Consider the following 26,575-nt stretch of genomic DNA (forward strand, 5'->3'; position numbering starts at 1 on the left):
GAGATAATGGGTTATATTTTTAAAATCGTCGTTGAGCACAAAGATAAGTATAGAATTTAAAATCTAAACAATTTCAACGATTCATTCATAATAAAAAAAACATCATAAACTAAATGAACCTTCTATATTACAACAACTTACCAAAACGCCCTCCTTTAGGTTAACCTTAAATTGGAATAATCAGTTCGTAAAATCCAAGCTTATAAGGCTTTACAAGCGTAAATAAAACACATTCAAAATTCAACAATTAATATGTTTAAGAAATATTCAAGTATTGATAATTAATTTTTCTCTTTTTATTTGTTAATCCACAAACAACACATTCACACATCTATCGATTATAAAATAAATCTATCACAATATTCATCAAAAAAATCGAAGAAGAGTCTTTTTAGACATAAGCATCACGCAATTAGACATATCTACAATATGCCAATTTCTTTTTTCTGCTTATTATTAACCTCCTATCAATTTAATCCTTTATATTTGTAATACTAATTTTATTATCACACAGTGTTAATCTCAACCGACTTCGATCTGTAACACAAGGTCTAAACTTATAATTATATGAAAAACTTAATTTACCTGATACTTATTAGCTTGTTCGCCTCGTCATGCTCTGACTCTGACAAAATCTTAGATGATGATGACTCTAAATCGCCAAACCCACTAGTAAAAATACAAGTAAAAGCTAAACAGCAAACCGGAAATATTTTTGAGCTAATACAGTTTGATATATATTCCGAAAGTAGCTTTACACTATTGGACATATATGATTCATACGACTCTTTGGTATGGACTGTTCCTGAGGTTGGCCGCTTTCATCTTTTTACTGATCACTCATTTACATGGCGATGGTCTCAAAACTTCTTTCTTCCATCCAAATACAAATCCATTCTATTAGGATATAAGGATAATAAGATTATACAGGCAGATACTACTTATATTGACATTCTCGATGATAAAGATTTTTTAGGCCTCAATTGGAAAGACATAACCGAATCTGCTCCACATAGCACAGGATACGCAAATGTTCTATCTGACGATCATGAGCTAGGTACCTACTATGTCTTCGAAGATAATACTCCATCTATTGACCTATCTTCATTCACTCGCAAAAGCGAAGATGAGAGTGTGTTTGCAAAAAGAAGCGAAAAAATTCTCTTCAACTACATAAGCTCCTTATATACAAAACCAACTTATACAACCAGTACAAATGACCTGCTGACAGAAAAATACAACCAGCTATTCAAACATAAAAAAGAAGGGGCAAAGCCTCTAGCTATATGGGTTACTGACAAATCAAACATTGTTCTGTATACATTTAAAGAAGATTTTGCCGACTATTATTCCTTTAGAATTCACGCAGAGCCCAAGCATAATTAAAATTGTACGGATCGCTATGATTTGACAAATTCATTTAATATCTTTACCCCAAGTTTTGGTGTCAGTTTCTGTATGCACAGAAATTGATGAAAAGGGAATCAGGTGCAAATCCTGAACAGACCCGCTGCTGTAAGCTCTACAACAGTCTTTGAACAAATCTCACACCACTGTTTCTGATAACGAAACGGGAAGGGGTTCGAAGATAGAGCAAGTCAGAAGACCTGCCAATACTTAACAGATTAATCCTCTCGGGTTTTAGAGGTGCAACGAACAAAAAATGCAATAGCAGTCATCTTATTTTTAGAAAAGAATAATGATTCTATATTGAATAGAATTTTTAGGCTAACTGTGGTTTCGAAAGACTAACACACAGCAACCTTGTCACTATTTTCTAATATATAGCAACTGTTTATTGTTCTCAATAAAACAAATAATTACATAGGTGGAAACAGACAAATTTATTCAGGCTGATCGGTTTGCCAAACTTATACTCGACATGAGCACTCTCCTACTATCGTCGGGCGCTCACTGTGGACGTATCAACCGCAATGTACAACGCTTTGCTGACACATGGCATTTCAGAATCGATCTTTTCATTTCCTTTACAGGCGTTTCGGTAACGGTTGTCGATATGAATAACCCCGAAAACAAAGCAACAAGTAACAGGCAAGCAACTACTCATGGCGTTCATTATGGTATTCTTACCGAAATAAGCCTTCTATCGTGGAAAGCTTACGAAGAAAAGATGTCAATAGATGAGGTTGAGAAGCTACTTTCGGACATCCATTATACTCCGCGACACAATAAATGGACTATACGCCTCGGCATCGGATTTGCTTGTGCGGCTCTATGTATACTTGCCGGCGGCGACTGGATAAATGGTTCTATTGCTTTTGTGGCAGCTACTACGGGATTAATTGTAAGGCAACAAGTTATGGCATGTAAATTTAATGCTATGATTGCCATTCTTTTATCAGCCTTTGTCACCACTATGATTTCGGGAATGGATATGCTCTATCACATCGGACAATCTCCAGAAAAGACAATTGCAACCTCCGTCTTATTTCTTATTCCCGGTGTTCCCCTTATCAATTCAGTTATAGACCTCTTCGAGGGATACATTCCTACAGCTTTGGCACGGGGTATGTTTGGAGGCTTCGTTCTCCTCTGCATTGCAGTAGGCATGTCGCTTAGTATCGCATTAATAGGAGTCAATAACTTTTAAGAATTAGAAATATGACCGATTTTATATTTTTGATGTTCAAAGATGCCGCTTTTGCATTTCTTGTAGCTGTGGGCTTTGCCCTCCTCTTCGAAACCCCCAAGCGGGTTCTATATGTTGCAGGTTTATTGGGAGGAATAGGACACTGCATTCGCTTTATCCTCCTTCATTTCGATTTCGGATTGGTATCATCCACTCTTGCCGGATCTATATTTATAGGTATAGCAGGTATATATTGTGCACACAAAGTGCATACACCTCCCGTGGTATTTACAATGCCAGCATGTATAACGATGATTCCCGGATTGTATGCCTATCGCACCATGATGGGATGGATTAAAATTTATACCGATGGGTTGATCACTCAAGAACCTCATATTTTGCAAGAGACAGCGTATAATTTCATTCTTACCTCATCGCTCCTATTCTCGTTAGCAATAGGTATATGTGTAGGTGCTTTATTTTTCAGAAAGAAAAGTACCAAAGAAATTAAACTGGGAAAAACCACCATCATAAAATTCTAACAATATGGATAGTTTTTAATTATAGTATTTTGTATAAAAGCTCTGAGCAGCGATTGTTCGGAGCTTTTTTTTTAAAGAGAGATAAATATCAATAGACTTGATGTAACAAGCATTCTGGCAACATTATATTTATAATAAATAATGAACTCTCGTTTTTTTTACTATTTTTGCTTTTGATTTTGGTGGCATTAATCCTTTTTACGGACATATGCTGAAAAGAGAATCAGGTGAAATTCCTGAACAGACCCGCTGCTGTAAGCTCTACAACAGTCTTTGAACAAATCTCACACCACTGTTTCGACTAAAGAAATGGGAAGGATGTTCAAAAGACGGAGTAAGTCAGAAGACCTGCCAAAATAAATATTCGTTAGATGCTTTCGAGGAGTAAGGCTGAAAACGCAAAACCAGACAGATATACATTTTCATTTAAGGAATTACTTAATTACAGCCGAAACGCTGTATATAATGCTCTTATCGGAGTCTGAAGCGTTTACAACATCTTCAAAATAAGCAAATCGCAATACATATATTACGACAAGTCAGTCTTGTCTCTAAAGATAAAATAATAGGAATGTTCTAAAGATATTCCGCTGTGGTGTTTTAGTATTTGGAAAGCCCTAAGTAGTGATTACTTGGGGCTTTTCGATGTAGAGAATACCAAATTACTGACCAAATAGCTTAAAATTAGTAATACATTTGTAGACTAATTAAAATCACATCTTATGAAAAAAGCATTACTTGTAGCTATAATCGTAATAGTATCTCTATCTGTAAAATCTCAGACAAGTACAATTACAAATTGGAACACCCTAAAACAATCGGGATTCTATGAAAGCAAAGGAGATAATTCAATAAATGCTCCACAAACAAGTGGCTATTGGTTTTGGGGTATAAATTTAGCTCACTCGTCAAATGCTCTTATAACCGATAAGCCATATCACTTTGGAGCCCAATTAGTATTTGAAGCTAACTTTGGAATATACAATCCCAAATTATATATCCGAAGTACTAATGTTGATGGGGAAGGTATATGGGCGAAAGTTCTTACAGACAAAGGAGATCAGGAAATAGCCGGAAAATTAAAAGCTAGAGAAATTGAAGTTACGATTAGTGCAGGAGCTGACCATGTCTTTAGCAATGAGTATGGCTTAAAGTCATTAACGGAAGTAGAAGCTTTTGTCAAAGAGAATAAACATCTTCCTGAAATTCCTTCTGAAAAGCAAATGGTGGAAAATGGACTCAATATAAATGAGTTTCAAATCAAATTACTACAAAAAATAGAAGAACTAACTTTGTATGTCATCAACCAAGACAAAGTGATAAAAGAGCAAAGCAAACTTATTGAAGATTTACAAGAACGATTCGATCAAACAAAAGATTAAAAGATAACCCCAAACTGTAATAATTTGGGGTTCTTTCTTTTATATTTTAATCCTCTATTTTGCTCTACAATCTTATATCGTAATGTCTAAGCGTTATATAAATAATGCCTAATAAGACCATTAAGAAAATTGTAGTCAAAACAATGATCAAAATAACTTTGCTTATTGCTTTAAGCCATGAAGAGGTTCTGAAAAATTGAGATAACCCCCAGATCACATAAATTTCAGAAAAAGCATGCACCAGCTTATATACATGAACAGATTTTGACAGATATATTAAAGGATAACACAATAGTATAAGAAAAATTGTAGCTCCTTGAATATAAGAAAACACAACAAGATGCTCTGTATAATTATACCCTTTTCTGTGAAATAAGAGATAAGAAGAGAAAGCATAAATTGGCATTAAAAACAGAGCAACCAACGAATAATTAATTGATGACCAATGAAACAACGGAATATATCCTAAGACTTCATTGTTTTGATCATTCATTTCCGTCATCGGAAAATAATTGAAGAAATGGAATATAATACTATAAACTGCTCCCCAAATTATAAGAAATGTAAAGGGCTTCGAATATTTTACTCTTTTACCCGATATGTAATTTCTTATTGTACTCCCAGGTCTAAGCAGTAATTCTTTCGTTGTATAAATTAATCCTTTGTTTATATGGAAAATTCCAGATTGAAGCTCTTCCAAAAGATGTTTTATGTTTATTCGTGAAGAGTCTATCGGCTGACCGCATTTACTGCAATAATTGCCCTCTACTATACTATTACAATTTAAACAGCGTTTTTCCGTCTCACTCATATTATTACATTTTACCATCTATACAACGTTATTTCTGTTTACTTAGTTCTAAGAATCAAAAAAATTCTAAATAAAAAAGCCTCTAAAAATGTATCTTACATTTCAGAGGCTCTTTTCGTCCAATATCTCTTATTTTCATTTATATGCTACGGTAAATTCTTCGGTAGGCTTTATTTCACTGTAAATATATAAGATATTCCCTATAGGATCGAGTATCGTAAAAGACCTGTCACCCCATGGATTATCAGCTAGAGGTCTTATTGCTTTTAAGCCTTCTGTAATAACTAATCGCTGATACTCACTATAAACAATATCTACATGAAAATTAAGTGTCAGCCCCTTATCTTCAAACAAAGATTCATTGTCTTGTGGAACCATAAAAGACAAAGTAAACTGTTTTTTATCGCCAAATGCTACAACCAAATACCATTCGTAGTCGAATGTAACAACAGCTCCAAAATACTTCAGATAGAATTCTTTGCATTCAGCACCTTTGATCGTGTGAAAACACAATAAAACACTCACTACTATTCAAACCCATGCTTGAAAGAGTAATGACAAGCATTCGGTTTCAGACAGAAAAGTCAAATCGGTCTTGTTTTGTTTTCTCATAGATTTTACGATCAAACAGATACAACATAGCAGGTTTATGACTCACATTCTCCTGACGTTTCCCTGATGGTATCAGGTATTTCATGTTCGAGATTTTACGTCTAAAATTACGTTTATCAAAAGCTGTATCTAAAATTATTTCATAAAGAGTCTGCAATTCTGTCAATGTAAAAAGTTCGGGTAACAGCTCGAACAAGATCGGCTTATTCAACAGATCTTCACGCAGCTGCATCAATGCCGTATCTAATATATCTTTGTGGTCATATATCAGTTCTTTTACTTCCGACACCTTATGCCAACGAGCTACATTATAAAGATGAGAGGCATCTATATCCGAGACATTAACTAACGAATAGTAAGCAACCGTTACTACCCTATTGTCTCCTACACCTTGCTCTTTCTTCCATTTATAATCCCTATCGCGTAACTTTAAACGGTTTACATCGCTAAATACACTTAACTGTTTCAGATAAACATCTTCGGTAACACCACTCTGTTCGCGTAGTATTCTAACGGCGGTCTCATCAGTGGTTTCTTCACGCAGTACGTGGTTACCCGGAAGTTTCCATTCCTCATAGATACGTCCTCGGTAATTAATGAACTCCTGACGAAGCAATACCCTTAAAGCGTTTCTTTCATAGCCAAAAACGACACAGTCAACCGATATGTTCTTTAGAATATTAGATGCACCCATTCGGAAATGTATAAGATATATATTATTAAGCAACACAAATTTAGACTTTTTTTTGTACTCTCAATCTTTTTACCTCAAAAAACATATCGTGTTCTACCAACACTAACAAAAGTCATAAAACACACTTAGCTTAGTGTATATTTAACAATTAAAATTCGTTTTCTTTAGAAATTATTATTCACCTTTGTACAGAAACCTAAACATTGTTTAACCAAAATACCATAGTGCGATGATAACAAAAGCTTTGAGTGAGGCTTTCTATGCCTCAACTGATATTGGCCTCTTTCACTATTCATGTATTTACCCTTAGATAATCTCTCAGCAAATAAAATAATCTTTAAACCGAGTGATAATAAACCTCGAGCTCGGTACGAAAAACAAATCTCAGCTATAATTTAATATTAAATGGCAATTTAAATCTTGGAATCTATGAACAGTAAGAAAAAAATGAGACTAATGAAGTCTTGGCAAAAAACTTGCCTGGCAATAATGTTGCTCATGCTTCCGGCACTAGCTTTTGCACAATCCGTTCAGGTAACGGGTAATGTGAAGGATCTGACGGGAGAGGCAATTATTGGAGCCACTGTTGTTGTAAAAGGCAATAGTTCAACCGGTACCGTTACCGATTTTGACGGTAATTATACTATATCTGTACCAAGCAATGCAACTCTTGTAGTTAGTTATTTAGGTATGGAAGCAGCAGAAGTTGCTGTAAATGGTCAAACAAAAATAGATATTACACTAAAAGACGACAGTCAAGCTCTTGACGAGGTTGTTGTAGTGGGTTATGGTACGGTCAGAAAAAAAGACCTTACAACTGCCGTAGCTAGTGTATCATCTAAAGAATGGGCAGATCGTCCCGTTATTTCGGCACAACAAGCTCTACAAGGTAAAGCTGCCGGTGTACAAGTAATTCAACCTTCGGGAAAACCCGGAGCCGGTCTTACAGTACGCGTACGTGGTACTACTTCTTTAAATGCAGGTAATGATCCTCTATACGTTGTGGATGGTATCCCAACGAATGACATTACCAATATCTCGCCAACGGATATAGAGAGCTTACAGATACTAAAAGATGCTTCTTCTGCTGCCATCTATGGTGCACGTGCTGCTAATGGTGTGGTTTTAATTACAACTAAGAAAGGTACTGCGGGAAGATCGGAAGTAAACGTATCGATGTTTGCTGGATTCTCTAATGTAGGCAAGAAGATCAACACATTGAATACTACTCAATATTATGACCTTTTGGACGAAATATATGGAGCTGGTTATTCTGACAGATCGAAAAACACATACACCAATTGGGGTGACGAAATGTACAAAACAGGTGTTAAGCAAAACTACCAAGTATCTCTTTCGGGTGGTACTGATAAAGTAAATTACTTTATATCGGGTGGTTACCAAGATGAAACTGGTATTATTGCTCCTGCTTCTTACGACAGATACTCGTTCCGTAGTAATACCAGTGCACAAACTAAAGACTGGTTAAAAATTACTTCGAACGTGAGTTTTGCAAAAACTTCACGCCGCGATGTGGCTGATAATGCTAACTCGGGACGTGGTGGAGTTATCATGTCGGTATTAAATACACCTCCTTTCATGGAGAAATGGGATCCAACAGAACCTACATGGTATTACAGAAATCCATATCAAGGATCGTGGGAAAACCCATATGCGCAGGTTGAAACATACGATAAAAACTCTGACAACCGTTTCATGGGTAATGTAGGTTTAGACTTTACAATTACCAAAGACTTACACTTCAAACCTAGTTTTGCTCTTGATTATACGTCACATAAATGGGATAAATTTATTGATCCTGTGAAAACTAATTTTGGACGTACTGCTAATGGACGTGGCGAACATGCTGACGATGAATACTCAACATGGTTAAGTGAAAACATTGTGACCTACGACAAAAAATTCAATGGCAAACACAACCTGTCATTATTAGGAGGTGGCACTTTCCAAAAATACAACCACAGCAATACATACATGGCAGTTGAAGATTTTGTAAAAGGTGCTAACCTTGAGACTATGACATTGAATATGGCAAACAAAATCAACAGTGCAACAACTGCTCGCGATGCTAATACCTTAGTATCAGTATTGGCACGTGCACAATATGACTATGAAAGCCGCTACTTATTCACAGCTAATATTCGTGCTGACGGATCATCTAAACTTGCTCCGGGCAACCGTTGGGGATATTTCCCATCAGTATCAGGGGGATGGAGATTCTCTAGTGAAAACTTCTTCCAACCATTAACTACTGTTGTTAATGATGCTAAACTTAGATTGGCTTGGGGACAAAATGGTAACCAAAACGGAATTGGAAACTACGATTATATGGCAAAACACATCATCACACAAGATGGGTCTTCAACAACAGGGCCTAATGTTAGTGATGGTAGATACGGAAACCGCAATCTTAAATGGGAAACAACTACTCAGTTTAATGCGGGGTTAGATATTACCTTATTCAATTCAAGATTAACCGGAGAGTTCGATGCTTACTACAAGAAAACAACAGACCTATTGTTGTATATAACATTACCGAGTAGTATTGGACGTGATCTTCCGATGAGAAACGATGGTGAAATGATCAATAAAGGTTTCGAATTTAATATCACAGGTCATATTCTAACAGGAGCCGTTCTTTGGGATGCTTCTCTAAATATGTCTTTCAACAAAAACGAACTGTCTAAACTGGGTTTAACTTCTCAATATACCACAGCAAGAATAGAGAGCAATTATTCAGACGTTATCATAATGAAAGAAGGTCTTCCATTGGGTAGCTTCTACGGATACATTGCTCAAGGCGTTGATCCAGAAACCGGAGATATGATATACAAAGATTTGAACAACAACGGCATTACCGGTGGAGCTGATCCTAACGACAGAACTGTTATTGGTAACGCTCAACCAGACTTTACCTACGGTTTTACAAATAATGTTACTTGGAAAAGAATCACCTTATCGGCATTCATCCAAGGATCATATGGTAATGATATTTACAATGCTACAAGAATAGACTCGGAAGGTATGTTCGACCAAAAGAACCAAACAACTACTGTACTTAACAGATGGATGCGTCCGGGTATGATTTCGGATGTGCCGAGAGCAGTATCAGGTAGCGAAAACGTTCTGAACTCAACTCGATTTGTTGAAGATGGTTCTTATATCCGCTTAAAAGCTTTGACATTGGCATACAATTTCGACAAGAAATTGCTTCAACCACTGGGTATAGCAGGTCTTAGCGTATACGGAACGGCTGATAACTTGATTACTCTTACTAAATACAGAGGCTATGACCCTGAATTGAGTTGGATAAACACTAGTACTACCACATCGGGTGCTGCTGCTCAAATGGGTATCGATATGGGAACATTCCCTCAAACCCGTTCTTTCATTTTCGGTCTTAATCTAACATTCTAAATCGAACAATCATGAAATACAATATAAAATACCTCTTAGGTGTTTCGCTTGTCAGTTTAGCTCTTGTATCTTGCAACGACTTTCTGGACGAAAAACCAACCTCAGAACTTACTGATGAAAATCTGGGCATAGATAACAGTAATAAAGATTCACTGAAATATACCACAGCCATACAAGCTGAACAATTATTAGCTGGTGCATATAACGATTTCAGTGCCGAATTTTGGCAACTAGACTGGTACATCATCAATGATGCACAAGCTGATAATTCATATGCAGGTGAACCTAACGTTCAACGTATGCAAATAGACGAATTTAAAATAACACCTACAAATCAAAACGTTGGCAGAGCTTGGGACGCTGTGTACAAGCATATTGCTAAAACAAATGCAATACTTACATGGGTACCTCGTATTACCGATCCCGCTCTAAGCAGTCAACGCCGCAATGAGATATTAGGAGAAGCTTCTTTAATCAGAGCTTTGTGTTATTTCAATTTGGTAAGAATATATGATCACATACCTCTTATCACCGAGGATATTCCCGAAATAAGCACTGAGAATATCGACGAGATATATCCACTATTATATCCAGCTCAAACATCTAAAGACTCGGTTTATACTCAGATTCTTAAAGATCTTGATTTTGCTGTTGCAAACGTACCCGATTATTCAGGAACTAATAAGTTTAAAATAACAAGAGCTCTTACCAATCTGATAACTGCTCAGGTTTATGCAACTAAAGACGGTTTTGCCAATACACAATGGGCTAAAGTGAAACAATATGCAGAAGCCGTAGTAAACGATGGTCGTTATGGTCTTTTAGATAATTACGATGACATATTCACTATTGGTGAAAAAGCTCCGGATAAGGTTTTACCTAAAGTAGATTTGAAAAACGAACATTCGAAGGAATCGTTATTCGAAGTTAACTACACTGGTTCACCGGGATTAGGTAACTGGGGAGCAAGTATGTTTTATGGTGTAGACTGGAAAAAATTCAACACTCCAAGTCTAGATTTATACAAAGCATTTACAGCTGCCGGAGACATTGTTCGTCGTGACGCTTCTATCCGTTTTGGTGATGTAACAGGTCTTTGGGCTGACAAATACTGGCCATCTAATGCTTATCCATTCTGTAATAAGCTAAGAAGTCAGGAGAAAGGAAACATTATCCTTTTCCGTTTACCCGAAGCTATCTTACTATTGGCTGAGGCTGAAAACGAATTGGGCAATTCTTCTAAAGCAAAAGAGCTTATCAATAAAGTACGTACCCGTGCTACTCTTCCTAATACAACTGCCAATTCGAAAGAAGACATTCGCTTAGCCATAGAGAATGAAAATCGCTTTGAGTTTGCTTTTGAAGGAAAACGCTTTTTTGACCTAAAACGCAGAGAACGCTTTATCCCTGTAATGAAATCATGTGGCGATCATCAAAAAAATTATGCTTCGAGATTAAACGAGAACAGATTAGTATGGCCAATTCCTCAAAGCGAAATGGACCAAAACGTTAATCTTACTCAAAATCCAGGGTACTAAGCAGTAGAATATTATCAGTAAAACGTATTACAATGAAAAGAATTAATATAAATATATTACTAGGATTACTTGCTACATTTATGCTTGTGTCGTGCGAAGAGAAAGACGAACGCGTAGTGTATCCACACTCGACACCCGTTATCGAATCGGCAACAATCAATCCTACCAGTTTTGTATATGGTGACTCAGTTACCATTACAGCAAAGGTTTCGGATGCAATAACGCCTCTTTCTACATTAGAAATGAGAATGGTAGTAAACGACAAAGTGATTGCAACCCAAAAATTAAGAACAAAGGGTAATAATGCCGAAGTTTCAGCTAAATTTCAGGTAGCATATATCAGCGAACTGACAAACAATGCAGATGTTGAGGTTACTCTGAATCTAATAAATGTAGAAGGCGATGTTACAACAAGCTCTATTACTGGAATCAAAGGATACAGAACATATTACAAAAATCTGTATTTGGTTTTAGATAACGGAAAAGTAATTACTCTTACACCAAAAGGTGACAAATCGGATGAGTACGAATCTCCGGGAGTAGATCTTAAAAACAACATCCGTTATAAGATTGCAGAGAAAATTACAGACAAAGATCAAATCGATTTCTCGGGTCATGTATGGGGTCTTAAAGATGGAACTATTCAGATAGTAGATGAAGGTGGCGATTATATCAAAACTGCTGAACCTATGAAGAAATCGACCACAGGTATCATCTTCAATACTTACACCTTTGGAACATCTCTTCTTGGTGAAGATCTGGTAAACATTTCAAGCTTGAGCCTTGATGTATTTATGGATTCGGAGATAAGTGGAGAAACATTCAAAGAAGGTAGTTTCTATATCGAGAAAAACAAAGAAATTACACTAACAGGCGACCTTAAAGATGCAGTATTTAATCTTGATTATTTTGAGCGCGTAGGTGCTGACAAAGTAAAATTCCTTGGCGAAACAGGTCCTTGGGTATTAGATTATAGCCCTGCACGCAAATATGTATTGGTACAAGATTTGGATTCTAATTATCCAAACGTACTATTGGCATGTGGCGAAGGTTTAGGCTATCCATCTAAAACTAAGATTGAAGCAACTACCGGATGGGGATTTGATCAGATCAAACAATTTATCCTGTTTCGTAAAGTATCAGACAATACCTATCAGGCAACTGTTTATTTTGATGCTGCAAAAGCAAACTTCAAGTTCTTTGAAAACAAGGGCTGGGGTAATGAGAAAAAATCGGATGATTATGTTCTTCCTGAAATTCTTATAAACAGTACAACGAAAGGTGCAAAAGATGGTAACTGGTATCCTGCTCCGACAGCTAAATCGGGCAACTATACAATAACAATAAATCTGGCAACTAAGATAGTAACGGCAGTAGCGGTAACTCTTCCTTAATGATTATTGATTGACATTAAAATTTATGCTCTGTTCTTCTTCAAAAAAAGGACAGAGCATATATAACTTTCAAGAATAGAATAATATGAAAAAATACCTTATTCTTTTTACATCACTATTACTAGGCTTGGCATCATGTTCATCGGATGATTCGAATGAACCAGCAACCGAACCTCAACCAGAAGTAGAGGCTAAAGGCGTAGAACTTTACCTAACTATAAGATCGGGCACACAGCGATTAACCAAGCAAACAAATATCAACTTTTCGAATGATATCGCGAATCTCACAATCAGACTGGATAGCACTGACCTTAAACAAGAAATAGAAGGTTTTGGAGGTTCACTTACAGGCTCATCGGCTTATCTTATCAAGAACATGTCGGAAGCTGCAAGAGCTAAACTTCTTAGCGACCTATTTACCGAAAGCGGTATTGCCCTTAAATATTTACGCTTGGCAATAGGATCGTCCGACTTTTCGATGGGCGATTATACGTATTGCGACGAAAACGGAATCAACAACTTTGCTATACCCGCTGTTGACAAACGCGATTTACTTCCCGTACTAAAAGAGATTCTGGCTCTGAATAAAAACATCAAACTGATGAGTACTCCATGGACTGCTCCGGCTTGGATGAAAAAAAATAAAAATCTGTATGGAGGTTCTTTAATCGGAGAATCTGTATACAACGACTTTTCGGAATACTTTATAAAATATATCCAAGCTTACAAAAACGAGGGTATAAACATTGACGCAATAAGCTTACAAAACGAACCACGACACGAAATAGGTTCTTACCCAACCATGTATATGGAATGGGACGAACAAAACAAAATCATACGCGATTACTTAGGTCCTAAATTGAAACAAGCAGGTATTGCTACTAAAATTCTGATCTGGGATCATAACTTCGACGGATACGACTACCCTACTAAGATATTGAACGATTCTAAAACAAGAGAATATATTGGCGGTGCTGCATTTCATGGATATGGCGGTTCTCCTAATGATTTGGATAATTTATTGAGAACGCATCCTGATGTTCCGTTATATTTTACTGAGCAATCGGGTGGCGGATGGAATACCGACGATGCTATCGGCAATATGCTTTATTACATGAAAGAAATGCTGATGCCAACCATCAATAAAGGATCGAGAAACTTCTTGATGTGGAATATAGCACTCGATTCGGGTAATGGTCCTGTAACAACTACGGGCGGAGGATGTCAAGATTGTAGAGGTGTTGTAACCATCAAAGATAATAACACATATAGCGTAAACGAAGAGTATTATTTGCTGGGACACTTCTCTAAATTTATTAAAGAAGGCGCACGCAGAATCAATCATACTGTTGTAGGTACAAAACCGAGCAATATGCAAATATGTTCGTTCCTCAACCCTGATGGTTCTAAAGTGGTGGTAGTACTCAATCAAACGGGAGCCAATCAGCAATTTACGGTACGCACAGGCGACAGACGATTTACATATAGCCTGTTCGATCAATCGGTTGCATCGTTTATATACAAGTAAGATTTCGGAGCTTATGCTAAGCTAAGAATATATTTCATAACTAATAATCATATAAATATTTACAAATGAAGAAAACCTTATTAGCAATGTCAGTTGCTTTGGCGTTTATGTCGTGTAGCAAACAGCCTACTTTTGTAGAAGCTTATATTACAACGGCTGACAAAACAATGACTATGGCAAAGGATAGTATTTTGTTGCAAACCAATAACGATACTATCAAACACAATCTGATAACACTAGATGCTAGTGTGAAATATCAGGAAATGGATGGATTTGGTGCAGCTATAACCGGTTCGAGCTGTTATAACTTGCTAAAAATGACTCCCGAAAACAGAACTAAGTTATTGAAAGATACTTTCGATCCTGTTGATGGTGTAGGATATAGCTATATCCGTATTTCGATTGCATGTTCTGACTTTTCTCTTGAAGATTATACCTATTGCGACAAGCCCGGTATCGAGAATTTTGAGATGCACGAATTAGACAAACGCGATTTGTTTCCTATTCTGAAAGAAATATTGGCAATCAATCCGAACATCAAAATCATGGCATCGCCTTGGACTCCTCCAAAATGGATGAAGGTGGATAACTTGAAAGACAGAAAGCCTTTCGACTCTTGGACTAGCGGTCAGCTAAACCCCGATTACTATCAAGATTATGCAACATACTTTGTGAAGTATCTGCAAGAGATGCAAAAAGAAGGATTCAACATAGAATCTATTACTATTCAAAACGAGCCACTTAACAGAGGCAACTCAGCATCATTATATATGACTTGGCAAGAGCAACGCGATTTTATCAAAACAGCTCTAGGACCTGCTTTCGAAAAGAATGGCATCAAAACAAAAATTCTGGTTTACGATCACAACTACGATTATGATGTAAATAAACCAGAGAATGCAGATCAAGGTCAATATCCTTTGAGAATTTATGAAGATACAGAAGCTGCTAAATACATAGATGGTGCTGCTTATCACGCTTATGGCGGTGACAAATCGGAACTATTGAAAATACATGAAGCACGTCCTGACAAAAACCTATACTTCACCGAAATGTCTATCGGACTATGGGGTGACGGATATGATTTTGGGAAAGACTTGATGTGGAATATGAGAGAGGTTTGTATCGGAACCATCAACAATTTCAACAAAGCAGTTATCATGTGGAACTTTATGTTGGATGACAAACATGCACCATACCGTCCCGGTGGATGCGATATTTGCTTAGGTGCAATAGACATCGATTCTTCGGACTATGCTACCATGACTTTCAACAGCCACTACTACACAATGGCTCACTTATCGAAAGTGATTAAACCTGGTGCTAGAAGAATTAAAGCTGACGGAAACACTTCTTCGAAAGTTTATTATTCGGCATTCGAAAATCCAGACGGATCGTTTTCAGTAGTATTACTGAACGAGGAAGACACTGCTCAAAAAATAAGCGTAGCAGAAGGTACTAATGTGTTTACACACGAAGTTCCTGCTAAATCGGTAGTTTCTTATATCTGGAAAAAATCAATCTAACCTTTTTTCTTTTTATACATATTTTCAAGCAGAAAACCACCGAAGCATTTTGTCTTCGGTGGTTCTTTCTTTAAATATTCTGCATGTAGGAGAATAAATTCCTTTTACAAAAACAAGAGGCTACCCTAACGGGCAGCCTCTTTGCAGATAACACCAAAATGAGAAGTAGATAATTATTGAACAGTTCCTACGAAAGTAACCACACTCTTAGGTGGAACAGTCATTGTATAAATATTATTAGAATCGGGAGCTACTTCAGATTCAGCCCACTTATTATTTGCATCAGTTAGAATACGCTTCATACCTTTAAGTTGAGTTACACCATCGATGGTTACAGGGGTAACTACTTCCTTATCAGTAAGGTTTACGGTAACAACAACATAGTCACTACCATCTTTATAGGCTGTCAGATGAAAATCGGTAGGCAATTGACTACCTCTGGCAACTTCTATTCTATGACTGCCCGGTTTTATATATCGGGTGAAGTTTCCGTATGTATCATAACGTTTAGTTACTGTATAGTTTTCTCTATCAGGATCTAAAACGATAAGGCTTTCATTGTTAGAAGTAGGTCTTGCACCTGCCCACCATATAATAGCACTTACATTGGCATCGTGTAGATATCGGTGGAAGGTTGCCGCCCATTTCAACCCGTTAGTAAAAGAGGGATCAAGATCATCAACAGTACTCACTTCAGTCAACCAAACATTCAGTCCCTTGTCTTCTGCTGCAGGATATGGTACTATTGCCAAATCTTTATTGGTGATAGGATCAGGATAACCATGCCCTGATGCTATTGCATTCATGTTTGCAATTTCAGGATACCCTTTCAGGATATTCTTTACATATAATAATGAACCCATTACCAAAGCAAAAGTACTCCACTGAGCATTTTCGCCAAAGATAATTTTAGCATCCACATTATTTCCTTGAAACGCAGGTCCCATGTTCTTGGCTATAAATTTGCCTAAAGTAGAAGATGCTGGAAACCAAACGCATGAGTTCCACTCTGCGGGAAACTCGGGTTCATTAGCCGGCGATATGGCATAAGGCTTCAATCCAACAGACTGATATGCTTTATAGAAATCTACCAGATAATCGGCATACTTTTGATAGTAAGCGGTTTTTAATGAACCTTTAGAAACTTGTCCGTTAGATTTCATATAAGCAGGAGGAGACCATGTAGAGAACACCAGTTTATCAACACCGTATGTATTTTTTGCTTCGCGGGTAATCCACAATTGTCCACGTCTCAATAGATCTTCGGTCATGGTATCAAAAAAAGGATCGGTCAAAGGCATATCAATATTAGCATGAACATCAAAATTAATATCCGCCTCGCTTTTAGCATAGTGAGGAAATACCTCTCCTCTTAAAATACTCAGATGAAGACCTTCGGCTCCAAATAGCAAGCCCATTACTTCCGACCGTTTTTTGTGTGCATAAAACCGATCTGCCCAACCGGCTTGAGCCACACCAAATCCATCGATTACTTGTTTTTCGTTATTCCACATAAGAGTAACGCCTTGCGGATTAGCTGCAGATCTCAATGCAGTTTGATCTGATGAATCTGGAACATCGAAGGAATCATTCGAACATGATAATGTGAAAAGAAGGGAGCAAATTGCAACTCCAAAATAATGCTTTTTCATACACTTGGAAATTAGATTTATAAAGTTTTATTATAAAATAGTACAAATGATCATTAAGGTTACTTGAGTATGCATTCAATAAAAAAACACAACAATTACTTATTGTATTTTTGATTAACACGATCAAGATGATATTTGTTTAAACTTTAACTCTAGAAGATTGACATTTAACAATCAACAGACGCTCTAAGCGAGGATAAAAAGTATCTTTTAGTAACAATTTGATTAATCAGCACAAAAAAATCTACTTCCTATACCATAGAATCAAGAAAGTAGATAGATAAACAGCCACAATAAAACGATAATGCTTATTGTGTTTTTTAGAAGAAACTTTTATTCAGAAACTCCATAAATTTCTCTTTATACGAATCCGATACGGGAATATATTCTTTGCCAAAAACAATGCAGTTACGCTCGATAGTTTTTATCTTGTTGAGATTCACAATAAATGAACGATGCACACGCATAAATTGCTTCGAGGGTAGTTTTTCATCCAACGACTGCATACTCATCAATGAACTGATGGGTTCGGGAACTCCTTCAACATGAAACTTTACGTAATCTTTCTGATTCTCAATATACAGAATATTTGCCAATTCTATTTTTTCCATTCGGTAGCCCGATTTCACGAAAATGCTTGATGCTTCGTTTGTATCCACAAGCTTAAACCATTCGAGAGCTTTATTCGATGCTTGCAGAAATTCGGTATAACTAATAGGTTTCAGTAAATAATCCAATGCATTGAGGCGAAACCCTTCGATGGCATACTGATCGTAAGCGGTTGTAAAAATAACTCGGGTTGAGGCTGACAATGTTCTCGAAAACTCCATTCCATTGATTTGTGGCATGTTAATATCCAGATACAATAGCTGAATATTACCCGTAGCGAGAGTTTCCATCGCATCCAATGGATTCTCGAAGGTAGCCACAAGTTCGAGGTAAGGAGTTTGTTTGGCATAAGATTTCAATAGATCTATTGCCAAAGGCTCATCGTCTATTATTACACTTCGTAGTTTCATACTATTTTTATTTTACAGGAAAATCAATCCTTAGCAATACAAAGAAGCTTTCGCTTCGTCTTTCGACTATAAGTTCGTGATTTTGAGGATAAATCAATTCGAGTCTTTTCGTAAGATTAGCCAATCCTATACCCGAATTGCGTACCTCTATATTTGCTTCTGAGATCGATACACTGTTTTCGACTGTGCAAAGTACACCTTTTTCTTTTTCTACCAATATTTTTATATCAATAAAACTGTCTTTATGAGTACTCAACCCATGCTTAAAAGCATTTTCGATAAGGGTCATAAACATCAGCGATGCCACCATATCTTTACTGCCTTTATTCTCGATCACGACATTGAGATGAACATTAGAACTGATCCTTAATTTCATCAAATCGATATAGTTACGCGTAAACTCGAGTTCCTTATCGATGGGTACAAACTTTCGATCGTTGTCATACAACACGTATCGTAACAGATTGCTTAACCGATGAACTGAATCTTGTGCTTTAGGCTGATCTATCATTATCAGCGAGTAAATATTATTAAGCGTATTGAACAGAAAATGAGGATTAAGCTGACTTCTTAAATTCCTCAGATCGGCTTCGAGTTGAGTACTCTTTACTTTCTCGTAATTAATAGAATCGCGATACCAGCGAGCTGTCATTTTTATGGCAACACTCAACCCGATGACAAACACTATTAGCAGATAATCGGTAAAAATACGCATCCCGAAAGGTGGCTTGTGTCGGCGTGGACCTCCACCTCTCCCACCTCTCTCTTCCATAGGCGGTGGAGTGCCATCGTAAGCCGAAGTGAAAATAACATCCATAACCATTGCCTGAATACCCACGAGCATTGCTATAAGTACAATATTTACACAGATATAAGTCAAAAACTGTTTATGAAACAACAGCTTATCTATCAGGTATAAATAGTTGACATAAAACAATAAGGCAAATATACTCAGCTGTGTTAGGTAAGACATATACGGTCTACTGTCGAAAGTTCCCTCGCGCGACATAATATACACCGGCACGAGTAAGACAATACACCAGATGAGTATATGTGAAAATATTTTGATAAAGAATTTCAGGCTCATAGTTATTAAACTCTAATTACAATAATTATTCGTATCGTAAGGCTTCTATCGGATCGAGATCCGAAGCTTTCTTTGCAGGATACCATCCGAAGAATATACCCGTAGCTGTACATACAAGAAAAGACAAAGCTATGGTATAAACCTCAATATCGATTGGCCACGACAATATATTTTTCACCAAATACGAACTCCCTATGCCTATTGCAACACCAATTAAACCACCCGTAACGCTCAATAGAATAGCCTCGATCAGAAATTGCATCAGTATATCTATACCCTTAGCACCTATCGACATACGCAAACCTATCTCGCGGGTACGCTCTGTTACAGACACATACATAATATTCATAATACCAATGCCACCTACTAAGAGCGAGATACCTGCAATACAAGCCAATAGTATAGTCATCATATCGGTTGTAGAACTCATCATTGTAATCAGCTCTTTTTGTGAACGTACATTAAAGTCGTCATCGTCATTTGCTCCTATCTTGTGACGTTGACGAAGTATATCTTCTATGCTTGCAATAGCATTTTCGGTTGCATCTTCGCTTTCTGCCGAAACTGATATTGACTGTATATACGTAATTGCCAAGATACGTTTCTGAACTGTTGTGTAAGGAGCAAGAATAAGATCATCCTGATCCATACCCATTGTATTATCTCCTTTTGAAGTCAATACACCAATCACTTTGAAAGGTATTTTATTGAAACGGATAGTTTGCCCTACGGGATCTTCGCCATTGGTAAAAAGGTTATCTACGACCGTCTGCCCTATAAGACATACTTTAGCTGAGGCTTTTACATCTGCCTCGGTAAACATTTCTCCCTGAGCAACTGTATATTTACGAATCTCAAGATACGAGGGATTGACTCCGTATATAGATGTGGGCGAGTTGTTTGCTCCATAAATAACCTGACCTGATGAGGATACCTCGGGCGAAGCTGCCGAAATATATTGAGCCTGATCGGCAATGGCTTCGTAATCCTCAAGCTTGAGAGTTTGCATACTCGAAGCACTTTGACGTACTCCGCCAAACTGACCTATTCCGGGTCGGATATTTATCATATTCGATCCCATGGTCGAAATCTGATCTTGTATACTACGCTTCGATCCCTGCCCTATGGCTAGCATGGTAATTACTGCCGCCACACCGATAATAATACCTAGCATGGTTAAAAAACCTCTGAATTTATTGCCACTCAGTGCCCGAAGTGCTATTTTAAATAGATTGATAAAATTCATTCTTTCCGTTGATTAAGGTCTGAAACCTATTGTAAGTAAGGCTACTTACTTAACTCTATATGCTATACTATAACCTACTAAGACTCTCGTTCTTGCCGAATATGCAAGAAAGGTTTGGAAGCTTAGTTTTCTTTAGGTAAACTCTGTAAGACTTCTTTTGCCGACCTAATGTTTGTATTGTAGGTATCTTCTTTGATACGTCCATCGCGAATCACAATATTACGACTGCTAAAATCGGCAATCTCCTGATTGTGAGTTACAAAAATAATAGTTCGGTTTTCGTCCTTGTGCATTCGTTGCAAAAGGGTTAGTATTTCGAACGAAGTACGTGTATCCAAATTCCCCGTTGCCTCATCTGCCAATATAATAACAGGCTCGTTTACCAAAGCACGGGCTATTGCCACACGCTGCTGCTGACCTCCCGACATTTGGTTCGACTTATGATTGAGCCTATCGCCTAAGCCTACATCCTGCAACGCTTTTATGGCACGTTCGTGTCTCTCTTTGGATGATACTGTGGGGTTATACATCAAGGGCAGTTCTACGTTTTCGACAGCCGTTGTTTTTGCCAAAAGATTGTATGACTGAAATATGAAACCTATCTTTCGGTTGCGAAGTGTAGCCCTGCTGTTTTTGTCCATTGTTCTGACCGATACTCCATCCAAATAATACTCGCCTACCGAAGGGGTATCTAAACAACCGAGAATATTCAACAATGTAGATTTACCCGAACCACTTGTTCCCATGATGGTAACAAACTCACCTTCGTAGATCGAGAAACTTACTCCCCTCAAGGCATGTACAGTTTCGTCGCCCACCACAAAGTCGCGTTTCAGATTCTCTACTTTTATTATTTCTTTTGCCATTGTTTCTTTTTTATAGCAGATACTTATCGTCTGGTATTGTTTTCACTTGCCTCACTGCGTCCATTGGAATCTCTTCCGCTCGTCTCTCTCGTACTACTTTCTCTGCGTTTTGTTTTACTGCTATCCTCAAAGTCTCCGGGAACACCTATTTTCGTGAACGACTTTTTCAGTTTCTTTTTACTGTTGAGGCTTTTATCAAATTTAACGACCACCGTAGAGCTTCCATTATTCACCTGAACGGCTATAACTCCGGGTAAATCTTCTATCTGGTTTCTCAATTCGTATTCCTTGAAATTGTTTCGCGTAAAACGATACGTTTCCGTTAAATATTCAGCCTGCTCTTTTCGAGTCGATTTGTTCTCACGATTAGCGGCTTTAGATTGTGCATAACCCGCAATCGGTATAATGAGGCTTATAAATAGCAATGCTATTGTAATTCTATTCTTCGTTTTCATTCTGATTATCGTTTTTTGTTGTTTGCATTATTTTGAGTTATAGTAAGTATCAAATCTTATTTACCTTCTGCCACCTCCACCGGGACGTTTCGGCATAAAAGGGCTCGATTCTCCATTAGCTGCCGTGGCTTCAGGCTCTGCACCTTTAGTGGCTTTTTGAGAGATACCTGTCACAATCACATCACCTTCGTTCAATCCCTCTTTAACCATCACCAAAATACCATCTGATACTCCTACAGTAATCAATCGGGCCGATAATTTATTGTCAGATTTAACCCAAACAAGCTTTTGATTTTTATTCTTTGGATCGGTTTGTATAGGATGTTCCACAACCAAATCTTTTATCTCTTTCGAAAGATCGGGATTGGGCATAAAACGCAAGGCTTTAGAGGGAACTTTAAGAACATCTTTTTCCTCCATAGTGTAGATATTCACGCTGGCAGTTAAACCCGGTTTCAATTTCAAATCGGGATTAGGTGCATCTATCACCACTTCGTAAGTTACTACATTAGATGTTGTTGTAGCTTCGAGACGTACTTGCACTACCTTACCATCAAAATCATCGTTTGGATAAGCATCTACTGTAAACGATACGCGTTGTCCTTCAACTACGCCACCTATATCAGCTTCGTCAACATTGGCAATCACACGCATCTTGGTCAGGTCGTTCGCAATCGTAAACAGAGTTGGTGTACTAAAAGATGCTGCAACTGTTTGACCTTCTTCTACTGCCCTTGATATTACAACTCCATCTATAGTTGAAGATATAGTTGCATATCCCAGATTAGTCTGAGCTTTGAAAACCGCCGCTTTAGACGAGGTTACGGCATATTTTGCAGTCTCGTAGCTTGTTTGAGCATTCTCCCAATCTACTTTGCTTATTGCCTGCTTTTCCCAAAGACCTTTCTGACGATCGTAGTTACGTTGCTCATGCTCCAATTCGATTTTATTTGTCATCAAATTAGCCTGAGCATTTTCCAATTCCGAGTTAAGCAGATTTTTATCCAGTTCGGCTAATATATCGCCTTTCTTTACTACCGAATTAAAGTCTACATAAATTTTCGATATTACCCCCGATACCTGCGTACCCACTTCTACGAGTTTAATCGGTTCGATAGTTCCCGTAGCTGTTACTGATGTAGATACGTCTCCTTTCTCTACTTTAGCCGTATCTAAAACCGTTGCAGACTTTTTACTTCCGGGTAAGAAGAAATAAAGACCACAGGCAATAACAATCACAGCTGCAATAATTAGATATTTCTTTATTTTTTTGTTCATTGTTTATTTCGTTATAAGGTCTCAGACCTTTTTATTACTTTGATGTAGGGCTGAATCAATGTATTCACTCAAAAAAATAGCCTTATAGATCTGCCTGTCAAATAAAATCAGACCTGATACCTTAAAGACTGATTTCTTCTCCCTGATAAAAATTCAGTAATTTCAAGCTTAGCAAGGCTGAATATTTTGCTTGTATAAATTCTTGTAAAGCATTTGCATAATTATTTTTTTCGGTAGTAAGCTCCACTATATTACGCACTCCCAGATTATACTGTTCTGCTACAAGATGGTAGCTTAGTTCTGATGATCCCAGTTTATCTTTAGCAGCTATATATTTACTTTGTGCCGAAACTACATCCTGATACAAGGTTTCAATGGTACGGAACAGTGCTTTCTGCTCATCTAGTAAAGCTAATTCAGCAGTTTTTATATCCAGACTTGCTTTTTCGACATTCGATTTGTTTTGTCTGTTATCAAATATCGGAATGCTCAATGTAAGACCTATATTCTGATTGAAATTTCGTCCGATCTGAGTAAAGAATGACGACGGCTGAGTATATGTATCACCCGTACCAATACTTCCCGAAAGCGATAGTGTAGGCAAATATCCAGCCTTAGCGGATGCTCTGTTCAAGTTGGCTATCTTCACACCCAGTTTACTGTTCTCTATTTCGGGCATAATATTCAAAGCAATACGATAAATATCTTCCTTTTGAGGAACCATGCGCATTACATTGTCATCTTTCAATTCGGGAAATTCTACTTGAAAATCTACATCGATATCTAACTCCAACAACTGTTTTAATTGAAGTTTATAATCATCGAACGAATTTTGAGCCAATACCACATCGTATTTATTTGCACTGTACTGGGCTTCAATCTGTGCATACTCGCTGCGTGTAATACTTCCTGCATCCAGAAAATCTTTGGTTTGCTTTAGCTGTGCGGCAGTTGATTCGAGTATGTTTTCGCTGTTCTTTATGGCCTCACGTGCATATAGCATCTGCAAATAAGCTTGAGTAATAGAAATCTCGATATTATTCTGAGTTTCGAGCGTATTATACTCTTGTGCTTGTTTCTTTAATCGAGCTTCTTTTATGTTATTCAGATTACGTTTGCCATCATAAATGGTCAGACTCGTATTCAATGAGTATTGACCAATTAGAGATCCTTGGAATCTATATTGACCATCGGTATTGATAACCTGAGTATTAGAGAAACCATGTGAAACATTACCCGAAAGACTTGGAAAAAGTGCCGCTTTCGATTGTAATTCGTCTACGGCATAGCTATCCTCTGTTATCTGCGACTTTTGTACCTGAATATTATTTTCACGAGCATAATCTATACACGATCTCAATGTCCAGTTACTTTGAGCCGAAAGAGTATCAACGATAAACAAGCCGAAGATTACAATCAGAATAGTTATTGTATAATATCTTTTCATCGATTATTTCTTATTCAATTTCAAAATCACTATTCATAGGCATTTCAGGAGGTGTTCCCTCTCTGTCAGGACGATTGCCACGACCGCCACGACGCTCACCATCGGGTCTGCTTCGTCTTTCGGGTCTGCTAAATTCAACCTGATCGCGCTTTTCGTTGAATATAGCATATTGTTCAACTGAAAGTATCGAACGGATTTTTTTATTATACTTGGCTTGTTCTTCCTGAATCTTGATGTCTATTTTATTAATGTTTTTGATATTCTTTTCTGTATCCTTAGAGTTGGGAATACTGTCTATAACCATCTGAAGTTGATGTTTCTCACGTGTTAGTTTCATTACGCTCTTTCTCTCGTCCGTCAAAGCCTTTACCAGTTTTTCTCGTTGCTGATCGGTCAAACCCTCAATCTCGGGAAGTTTGGTTATCCCTATCACCTGACTGCTATTTTCGCCACGCTGCGAAAATTCTCCTCTTGGAGGACGTCCTCCGCCACCCGGTCTGCCCCCTCCCATAGGTGGTTGTGCAGATAAATTAAAACAAATGGTAACGGTTGCTATAACTAAGAGTATTTTTTTCATAATCAGTATTTTTAATAAATTACTGATCCAAATATATAGGTAGTGCTAAAGTATGCCAATCATAATCGACAAAGAGGATAATTCTATCGACAAAAAGAAAATCACACTGAAAATCGGAAGATTTACAGTGTGATTCATATAAAATAATTAATGTAGATGTAAAGGGGCAAGTATATTAGCCGATTTTGGCTTTCACTCGCGATATAATAGTGTCTCGGTCTTCGCAGCTCAAGACATAATTCTTCTTATTCTTTGTTTTTATCAAAAAAGCCTGATCATAGTTACCTACATAGGCTCTGTATTTCCCTATTTCTTTACTCGAGAAATGACCAATAAATCCACAAAAGCCACCACTTCCAAACAACCTTATATCAAAAGTGCCACGCTTGTATATTCTTATGGTCTCAATTTCATCAAAATCAATCTTTATCTGAGTGGTTATTTTATTCAATACAATTTGAGAATCGGTCACTTCTATCGAAAGAGGAGATTCAAATACATTATAGATAAAAATCAACAGAAAAAAGATTCCCACCATCAAAAGAAGCCAATCAAAAGAATGTAATAGTTTGTAAACTATACCTGCTTCTACGGCTACTATGATAATAGCAACTAAAAAAGTTATACATTTTACGTATGTACTCCACTGTATATTTAATTTGGTAGTCATTATTTATATGATATGGTTAGCTTAGAATATTTAATTACAAAGTAATGAATATTTTGTAATTTACCAAATAACAACCAATTATATAATAAAATTATGAACAGAAAGATCTGAAAACGAAAAAGCCCTTGTCTCGCGACACGGGCTTCCTACAAACACACTAACTAACACTAACCTAAAAAGGATTTATATCACTTCTTAGTTGAAAATATTTTTTCTTTTATAT

22 protein-coding genes and 2 riboswitches are annotated in these 26,575 nt (G+C 37.2%); of the genes, 9 read left to right on the forward strand and 13 right to left on the reverse strand.

Annotated elements, in window-relative coordinates; translation table 11 throughout:
• The first annotated feature begins 567 nt into the window (after positions 1 to 567).
• From HGC4_RS06575 to HGC4_RS06590, 4 genes are all read left to right on the forward strand, one after another.
• Positions 568 to 1,386, forward strand: a complete 819-nt coding sequence (locus HGC4_RS06575; protein ID WP_050709327.1) for a hypothetical protein — start codon at positions 568 to 570, stop codon at positions 1,384 to 1,386.
• 39 nt (positions 1,387 to 1,425) lie between these two features.
• Positions 1,426 to 1,630: riboswitch (cobalamin riboswitch) on the forward strand.
• 198 nt (positions 1,631 to 1,828) lie between these two features.
• Entirely contained in the window at positions 1,829 to 2,611 is a 783-nt protein-coding gene (locus HGC4_RS06580; RefSeq protein ID WP_050709328.1) for a threonine/serine exporter family protein, read from the forward strand.
• Positions 2,612 to 2,622: 11 nt separating this feature from the next.
• Positions 2,623 to 3,132, forward strand: a complete 510-nt coding sequence (locus HGC4_RS06585) for a threonine/serine exporter family protein (RefSeq protein ID WP_050709329.1) — start codon at positions 2,623 to 2,625, stop codon at positions 3,130 to 3,132.
• 163 nt (positions 3,133 to 3,295) lie between these two features.
• Positions 3,296 to 3,503, forward strand: a riboswitch (cobalamin riboswitch).
• A 351-nt stretch (positions 3,504 to 3,854) separates the two neighbouring features.
• Positions 3,855 to 4,514 carry a hypothetical protein gene (locus HGC4_RS06590; protein WP_050709330.1) on the forward strand — a complete coding sequence of 220 codons (660 nt, stop codon included), beginning with the start codon at positions 3,855 to 3,857 and terminating at the stop codon, positions 4,512 to 4,514.
• A 64-nt stretch (positions 4,515 to 4,578) separates the two neighbouring features.
• Here HGC4_RS06590 and HGC4_RS06595 read toward each other — a convergent pair whose 3' ends face one another.
• From HGC4_RS06595 to HGC4_RS06605, 3 genes are all read right to left on the reverse strand, one after another.
• Positions 4,579 to 5,325 carry a DUF3667 domain-containing protein gene (locus HGC4_RS06595; RefSeq protein ID WP_157258170.1) on the reverse strand — a complete coding sequence of 249 codons (747 nt, stop codon included), beginning with the start codon at positions 5,323 to 5,325 and terminating at the stop codon, positions 4,579 to 4,581.
• 135 nt (positions 5,326 to 5,460) lie between these two features.
• Entirely contained in the window at positions 5,461 to 5,850 is a 390-nt protein-coding gene (locus HGC4_RS06600) for a VOC family protein (RefSeq protein ID WP_050709332.1), read from the reverse strand.
• A 46-nt stretch (positions 5,851 to 5,896) separates the two neighbouring features.
• Positions 5,897 to 6,631 carry an NUDIX hydrolase gene (locus tag HGC4_RS06605; RefSeq protein WP_050709333.1) on the reverse strand — a complete coding sequence of 245 codons (735 nt, stop codon included), beginning with the start codon at positions 6,629 to 6,631 and terminating at the stop codon, positions 5,897 to 5,899.
• Between the two features lie 429 nt (positions 6,632 to 7,060).
• On the opposite strand from HGC4_RS06605, the gene HGC4_RS06610 reads away from it, so the two are divergent.
• From HGC4_RS06610 to HGC4_RS06630, 5 genes are all read left to right on the forward strand, one after another.
• Entirely contained in the window at positions 7,061 to 10,069 is a 3,009-nt protein-coding gene (locus HGC4_RS06610) for a SusC/RagA family TonB-linked outer membrane protein (protein WP_082204099.1), read from the forward strand.
• Positions 10,070 to 10,080: 11 nt separating this feature from the next.
• A complete protein-coding gene (locus HGC4_RS06615) occupies positions 10,081 to 11,607 on the forward strand; it encodes a RagB/SusD family nutrient uptake outer membrane protein (RefSeq protein WP_050709334.1) in 1,527 nt (508 codons plus the stop codon).
• 32 nt (positions 11,608 to 11,639) lie between these two features.
• Positions 11,640 to 13,001 (forward strand): DUF5016 domain-containing protein, encoded by a 1,362-nt coding sequence (locus HGC4_RS06620; RefSeq protein ID WP_050709335.1) that lies wholly within the window; start codon positions 11,640 to 11,642, stop codon positions 12,999 to 13,001.
• A gap of 85 nt (positions 13,002 to 13,086) precedes the next feature.
• Entirely contained in the window at positions 13,087 to 14,529 is a 1,443-nt protein-coding gene (locus HGC4_RS06625; protein WP_050709336.1) for a glycoside hydrolase family 30 protein, read from the forward strand.
• Between the two features lie 65 nt (positions 14,530 to 14,594).
• Positions 14,595 to 16,055, forward strand: coding sequence for a glycoside hydrolase family 30 protein (locus HGC4_RS06630; RefSeq protein ID WP_050709337.1), 1,461 nt, complete (start codon positions 14,595 to 14,597; stop codon positions 16,053 to 16,055).
• Positions 16,056 to 16,228: 173 nt separating this feature from the next.
• Here the strand turns inward: HGC4_RS06630 and HGC4_RS06635 are convergent, their stop codons facing one another.
• From HGC4_RS06635 to HGC4_RS06680, 10 genes are all read right to left on the reverse strand, one after another.
• Positions 16,229 to 17,707, reverse strand: a complete 1,479-nt coding sequence (locus tag HGC4_RS06635) for a glycoside hydrolase family 30 protein (protein WP_050709338.1) — start codon at positions 17,705 to 17,707, stop codon at positions 16,229 to 16,231.
• Positions 17,708 to 18,027: 320 nt separating this feature from the next.
• Positions 18,028 to 18,726 (reverse strand): LytR/AlgR family response regulator transcription factor, encoded by a 699-nt coding sequence (locus HGC4_RS06640; protein ID WP_050709339.1) that lies wholly within the window; start codon positions 18,724 to 18,726, stop codon positions 18,028 to 18,030.
• A 7-nt stretch (positions 18,727 to 18,733) separates the two neighbouring features.
• A complete protein-coding gene (locus tag HGC4_RS06645) occupies positions 18,734 to 19,606 on the reverse strand; it encodes a sensor histidine kinase (protein WP_255349824.1) in 873 nt (290 codons plus the stop codon).
• A gap of 232 nt (positions 19,607 to 19,838) precedes the next feature.
• A complete protein-coding gene (locus tag HGC4_RS06650; RefSeq protein ID WP_050709340.1) occupies positions 19,839 to 21,059 on the reverse strand; it encodes an ABC transporter permease in 1,221 nt (406 codons plus the stop codon).
• A 122-nt stretch (positions 21,060 to 21,181) separates the two neighbouring features.
• Positions 21,182 to 21,925, reverse strand: coding sequence for an ABC transporter ATP-binding protein (locus tag HGC4_RS06655; protein ID WP_050709341.1), 744 nt, complete (start codon positions 21,923 to 21,925; stop codon positions 21,182 to 21,184).
• Between the two features lie 23 nt (positions 21,926 to 21,948).
• A complete protein-coding gene (locus HGC4_RS06660) occupies positions 21,949 to 22,380 on the reverse strand; it encodes a hypothetical protein (RefSeq protein WP_050709342.1) in 432 nt (143 codons plus the stop codon).
• A gap of 60 nt (positions 22,381 to 22,440) precedes the next feature.
• A complete protein-coding gene (locus HGC4_RS06665; protein WP_050709343.1) occupies positions 22,441 to 23,658 on the reverse strand; it encodes an efflux RND transporter periplasmic adaptor subunit in 1,218 nt (405 codons plus the stop codon).
• 121 nt (positions 23,659 to 23,779) lie between these two features.
• Positions 23,780 to 25,105: a TolC family protein gene (locus HGC4_RS06670; RefSeq protein ID WP_050709344.1), complete on the reverse strand. Its 1,326-nt coding sequence runs from the start codon at positions 25,103 to 25,105 to the stop codon at positions 23,780 to 23,782.
• 10 nt (positions 25,106 to 25,115) lie between these two features.
• Positions 25,116 to 25,682 (reverse strand): hypothetical protein, encoded by a 567-nt coding sequence (locus tag HGC4_RS06675; protein WP_050709345.1) that lies wholly within the window; start codon positions 25,680 to 25,682, stop codon positions 25,116 to 25,118.
• A gap of 175 nt (positions 25,683 to 25,857) precedes the next feature.
• Positions 25,858 to 26,352, reverse strand: coding sequence for a PH domain-containing protein (locus HGC4_RS06680; RefSeq protein ID WP_050709346.1), 495 nt, complete (start codon positions 26,350 to 26,352; stop codon positions 25,858 to 25,860).
• Between the last annotated feature and the right edge of the window lie 223 nt (positions 26,353 to 26,575).

It is taken from the genome of Dysgonomonas sp. HGC4 (assembly GCF_001261715.1).
Classification (GTDB): domain Bacteria; phylum Bacteroidota; class Bacteroidia; order Bacteroidales; family Dysgonomonadaceae; genus Dysgonomonas_A.

Coding starts and splice junctions, on each gene's coding strand:
- HGC4_RS06575 (WP_050709327.1), top strand. CDS start 568: ATGAAAAACTTAATTTACCTGATACTTATTAGCTTGTTCGCCTCGTCA.
- HGC4_RS06585 (WP_050709329.1), top strand. CDS start 2,623: ATGACCGATTTTATATTTTTGATGTTCAAAGATGCCGCTTTTGCATTT.
- HGC4_RS06590 (WP_050709330.1), top strand. CDS start 3,855: ATGAAAAAAGCATTACTTGTAGCTATAATCGTAATAGTATCTCTATCT.
- HGC4_RS06595 (WP_157258170.1), bottom strand. CDS start 5,325: ATGAGTGAGACGGAAAAACGCTGTTTAAATTGTAATAGTATAGTAGAG.
- HGC4_RS06605 (WP_050709333.1), bottom strand. CDS start 6,631: ATGGGTGCATCTAATATTCTAAAGAACATATCGGTTGACTGTGTCGTT.
- HGC4_RS06610 (WP_082204099.1), top strand. CDS start 7,061: ATGAACAGTAAGAAAAAAATGAGACTAATGAAGTCTTGGCAAAAAACT.
- HGC4_RS06615 (WP_050709334.1), top strand. CDS start 10,081: ATGAAATACAATATAAAATACCTCTTAGGTGTTTCGCTTGTCAGTTTA.
- HGC4_RS06620 (WP_050709335.1), top strand. CDS start 11,640: ATGAAAAGAATTAATATAAATATATTACTAGGATTACTTGCTACATTT.
- HGC4_RS06625 (WP_050709336.1), top strand. CDS start 13,087: ATGAAAAAATACCTTATTCTTTTTACATCACTATTACTAGGCTTGGCA.
- HGC4_RS06630 (WP_050709337.1), top strand. CDS start 14,595: ATGAAGAAAACCTTATTAGCAATGTCAGTTGCTTTGGCGTTTATGTCG.
- HGC4_RS06635 (WP_050709338.1), bottom strand. CDS start 17,707: ATGAAAAAGCATTATTTTGGAGTTGCAATTTGCTCCCTTCTTTTCACA.
- HGC4_RS06640 (WP_050709339.1), bottom strand. CDS start 18,726: ATGAAACTACGAAGTGTAATAATAGACGATGAGCCTTTGGCAATAGAT.
- HGC4_RS06650 (WP_050709340.1), bottom strand. CDS start 21,059: ATGAATTTTATCAATCTATTTAAAATAGCACTTCGGGCACTGAGTGGC.
- HGC4_RS06655 (WP_050709341.1), bottom strand. CDS start 21,925: ATGGCAAAAGAAATAATAAAAGTAGAGAATCTGAAACGCGACTTTGTG.
- HGC4_RS06660 (WP_050709342.1), bottom strand. CDS start 22,380: ATGAAAACGAAGAATAGAATTACAATAGCATTGCTATTTATAAGCCTC.
- HGC4_RS06665 (WP_050709343.1), bottom strand. CDS start 23,658: ATGAACAAAAAAATAAAGAAATATCTAATTATTGCAGCTGTGATTGTT.
- HGC4_RS06670 (WP_050709344.1), bottom strand. CDS start 25,105: ATGAAAAGATATTATACAATAACTATTCTGATTGTAATCTTCGGCTTG.
- HGC4_RS06675 (WP_050709345.1), bottom strand. CDS start 25,682: ATGAAAAAAATACTCTTAGTTATAGCAACCGTTACCATTTGTTTTAAT.
- HGC4_RS06680 (WP_050709346.1), bottom strand. CDS start 26,352: ATGACTACCAAATTAAATATACAGTGGAGTACATACGTAAAATGTATA.